The 3,587-nt window shown below is 67.0% G+C and carries 5 protein-coding genes; 4 read left to right on the top strand and 1 reads right to left on the bottom strand.

The window, feature by feature from the left end; translation table 11 throughout:
- On the bottom strand, window positions 1–193 hold a 193-nt coding region (locus BGN95_RS00505), incomplete at its 3' end, for an acyl-CoA dehydrogenase family protein (protein WP_286771291.1).
- A 164-nt stretch (window positions 194–357) separates the two neighbouring features.
- On the opposite strand from BGN95_RS00505, the gene BGN95_RS00500 reads away from it, so the two are divergent.
- The 4 genes from BGN95_RS00500 to BGN95_RS00485 form a co-directional block, all read left to right on the top strand.
- Window positions 358–1,089 (top strand): IclR family transcriptional regulator, encoded by a 732-nt coding sequence (locus tag BGN95_RS00500; RefSeq protein ID WP_286771290.1) that lies wholly within the window; start codon window positions 358–360, stop codon window positions 1,087–1,089.
- Between the two features lie 194 nt (window positions 1,090–1,283).
- On the top strand, window positions 1,284–1,997 hold the full coding sequence (locus BGN95_RS00495) for a fumarylacetoacetate hydrolase family protein (RefSeq protein WP_286771289.1): 714 nt from the start codon (window positions 1,284–1,286) through the stop codon (window positions 1,995–1,997).
- Complete coding sequence (gene kynU, locus BGN95_RS00490; RefSeq protein ID WP_179512484.1) at window positions 1,987–3,228, top strand: kynureninase; 1,242 nt, start codon at window positions 1,987–1,989, stop codon at window positions 3,226–3,228. The genes BGN95_RS00495 and kynU overlap by 11 nt, the downstream gene beginning before the upstream one ends.
- Window positions 3,225–3,587: bile acid:sodium symporter (locus BGN95_RS00485; protein WP_286771288.1), on the top strand; the 363-nt coding region annotated here is incomplete at its 3' end. The genes kynU and BGN95_RS00485, both read left to right, overlap by 4 nt.

Below are 3,587 nucleotides of genomic sequence, written 5' to 3'. Positions count from 1 at the left end.
CGCCATAACCCTCCGGCATGGTGAGGCCGAACAGCCCCATGTCGCGCAGCTCGGCGAGGATATCGTCGGGGATCCGGTCGCTCTCGATGATCGCGCGCTCGGCGGGGATCAGCCGCTCGCGCACATAGCGCTGGAGCTGGTCGATGAACTGCTCGAAGACATCGGCATCCATCCCCGGATTGACGTTGACCATCTGAAGCTCCTCACCCGGATCATAGCATGCGCCGACACCTTGCCCGCGTGCGCGGAGGGGATTGGCTTTCCTGTCCGATACAATCGATCGGACGATAGCCGTTTCGCGGCGAATATTCAACATTGAGAATTGAATTTCACAATGCTGAAAACTATACCTGTCGTATGACAGGACCGGTTCGATCCGTTTCTCAGGCGCTGGGGATTTTGCGGCTGCTCGCGGAAACCAGCCCGATGTCGCTGTCGGATATCGCGCGGGTGACGGGGTTGAGCCCGTCGAGTTGCCTCAATCTGCTCAAGACTTTGGTCGACGAGGGCGTGGTCGAGCGCGACGCGCGGACCAAATCCTACCGTCTCGCACGCGCCTGGGCGGCGTCGGAGGCGTTGCGTGACGGCGCGGGGCAGGGGCTGGTCGATCGGGCGCAGCCGGTGATCACGCAATTCGCGCGGCGGCACGATGCGGCGGTGGCGTTGTGGAAGGTGATCTCGCGCGAGCGGGTACGCGCGGTGTCGCGCGCGGAAAGCGATGCCGGGATGCGCGTCGCGATGGCCGACGGGCAGCGCCAGCCGCTCGGTGGCGGCGCGGTAGGGCGCGCGCTGGCGGCGGCGCAGCGGGTCGCGCCCGACGAACTGGCGCGGCGGTTCGAGCCGGTCCGCTGGCAGGCGCCCTTGTCGCTGGCGGATTATGCGGCGCAGGTCGAGACGGCGACGGCGCGCGGTTATGCGGTCGACGACGGTTTCGCCTTTCGCGGGATCTGCACCGTGGCGGTCGCGATCGCGGGGGTGATGCCGGGCTTCTGCCTCTCCGCCTCGATGTTCGCGGGTCGCACGCCGGCGGAGGTGGCGGCGTTGGGCGAGGAATTGGTCGGCGTGCGTGACGCGTTGCTGCGCGGATAGGGCACGACAGCCTCTCCACGGTTCGGGCGGAGCTTGTCGAAGCCCTGCACTTTTCTTCCTCGGAAGAAGGGCAGCCCTTCGACAGGCGCAGCGCGAACGGGAAAGTGCAGATTCCGAGCCTAACCCCGATCGAATTCGAGAGCGCCGGCTTTCGCCTCTTGCGCGGAATGCCGTTCATCCGTCAGGAGCGTGTCATGGCCAATATCTTCGATCTTCCGCCTTTTCCCGCCGTCGCGATCGAGGGGAGCGCCGATCGCTTCCCGGTCGGCCGGATTTTCTGCGTCGGGCGCAATTATGCCGCCCACGCACGCGAAATGGGCAAGGACCCCGATCGCGAGCCCCCGTTCTTCTTCGCCAAATTCGCGCAGACGCTGGTGCCGGGCGGGGGGACGATCCCCTATCCGCCGGCGACCGGGGATTATCATTATGAGGCCGAACTGGTCGTCGCGATCGCAAGCGAGGGCGCGGCCGTGGCGGTCGAGGACGCGCTCGATCTCGTCTACGGCTATGCCGCCGGGCTCGATATGACGCGCCGCGATCTGCAGGCGGTGGCCAAGGATCTCGGCCGCCCGTGGGACAATGCGAAGAATTTTGCCTTCTCCGCGCCGATCGGCACGTTGCGCCCCGTGGCGAACGGCGGGCATGTCACCGCCGGCGCGATCACGCTGACCCGGAACGGCGTCGAACGCCAACGCGGCGATATCGCCGACATGATCTGGGATACCGCGGAGGTGATCGCGCATCTCTCCCGGATCGAGCGGCTGCTGCCCGGCGATCTGATCTATACCGGCACCCCCGCGGGGGTCGGCGCGGCGGTGACCGGCGACCGGCTGGTCGTGGCGATCGACGGGCTTTCCCCGCTCGCGGTGGAGATCGGCCCGCGCGAGGAGCCTTTCGATGCGGCCTGACGCGATCACCCGGGAAGAGTGCGTCGCGCTCGATCGGCGCGATCCGCTGGCGGAATTCCGCGATGCGTTCGTGATCCCCGAGGGGGTGATCTATCTCGACGGCAATTCGCTCGGTGCGATGGCCAAGGCGGCGCCCGCCCGTGCCGCGCGCGTCGTCGAGCATGAATGGGGCTCCGATCTGATCCGCAGCTGGAACAATGCCGGCTGGTTCGAACTGCCGCTCGAGCTGGGCGACAAGCTCGCGCCGCTGATCGGCGCCGATGCGGGCGAGGTGGTGGTCACCGATACGACCAGCGTCAATCTGTTCAAATTGTTGTGGGCGGCGGCCGACATGCGGCCTGGCCGACGCAAGATCATTCTCGAGGGCAGCAATTTCCCGACCGACAATTATGTCGCGCAAGGGGTCGCCGCGGCGCGCGGGCTGGAAGTGGTGCTGGTCGAGCGCGACGCGATCGCCGATGCGATCGACGAGGATACGCTCGCCATCAGCATCACGCACGTCCACTACAAGACCGGGCATATCAACGACATGGCCGCGCTCACCGCGCGCGCGCATGCCGCCGGGGCGCTGGCGATCTGGGATCTGTGCCACAGCGCCGGGGCGCTGCCGGTCGATCTCAACGGCTGCAATGTCGATCTCGCGGTGGGCTGCACTTATAAGTATCTCAACGGCGGGCCCGGCTCGCCCGCCTTCCTGTTCGTCGCCAAACGGCATCTCGCGACCGCGCGGCAGCCGATCACCGGCTGGTGGGGGCATGCCGACCCGTTCGCGCTGACCCCCGGCTATGCCCCGGCGCCCGATATCCGCCATTTCCTCACCGGCACCCAGCCGATCGTCAGCCTGTCGCTGGTCGGGGTCGGCGCCGATCTGATGCGCGCGGCGGATATGACGCGGGTGCGTACCAAGTCGATCGCGCTGACCGAAACGTTCATCGCCTTGGTCGAGCAACGCTGCGCCGCGCACGGCTTCACGCTCGTCTCGCCGCGCGATGCAAACGAGCGCGGCAGCCAGGTCTCCTTCGCGCATCCGCACGGCTATGCGATCATGCGCGCGCTGATCGATCGCGGAGTGATCGGCGACTTCCGTGCCCCCGATATCGTCCGTTTCGGCTTCACCCCGCTCTACGTCCGCTTTGCCGACGTCTGGGATGCGGTCGACGTGCTCGTCGACGTGATGGAAAGCGGCGCGTGGCGCGACGCGCGCTATGCCGAGCGCGAAGCGGTGACGTGATCCGCGCGATCATGAAGATCGACGGATTCCTGCTGGCGATGCTCGCCGCGGTGGTGCTGGCGTTTCTCGCGCCGCGGCTGGGGGCCGAGGGCGGCGCGCTGCATATGGCGCAGGTGACCGAGATCGGCATCGCGCTGGTCTTCTTCCTCCACGGCGCGAACCTGTCGCCGCAATCGCTGAAGGCGGGGGCGGCGAACTGGCGCGTCCATCTCGCGGTGCAGGCGACGACCTACATCCTGTTCCCGCTGATCGGCTTCGCGATCTTCTTCGGGCTCAGCTCGGTGCTCGCTTATGAGGTGCGGCTCGGGGTGTTCTTCCTGTGCGCCTTGTCGTCGACGATCTCCTCGTCGGTGGCGATG

It is taken from the genome of Sphingomonas sp. 66-10 (assembly GCF_001897045.1).
In the GTDB taxonomy this organism is placed as follows: domain Bacteria; phylum Pseudomonadota; class Alphaproteobacteria; order Sphingomonadales; family Sphingomonadaceae; genus Sphingomonas; species Sphingomonas lycopersici.
Note: the sequence above shows the minus strand (reverse complement) of the source record. Positions and strands in the feature narration are given on the sequence as shown.

Coding starts and splice junctions, on each gene's coding strand:
- kynU (WP_179512484.1), top strand. CDS start 1,987: ATGCGGCCTGACGCGATCACCCGGGAAGAGTGCGTCGCGCTCGATCGG.
- BGN95_RS00495 (WP_286771289.1), top strand. CDS start 1,284: ATGGCCAATATCTTCGATCTTCCGCCTTTTCCCGCCGTCGCGATCGAG.
- BGN95_RS00500 (WP_286771290.1), top strand. CDS start 358: ATGACAGGACCGGTTCGATCCGTTTCTCAGGCGCTGGGGATTTTGCGG.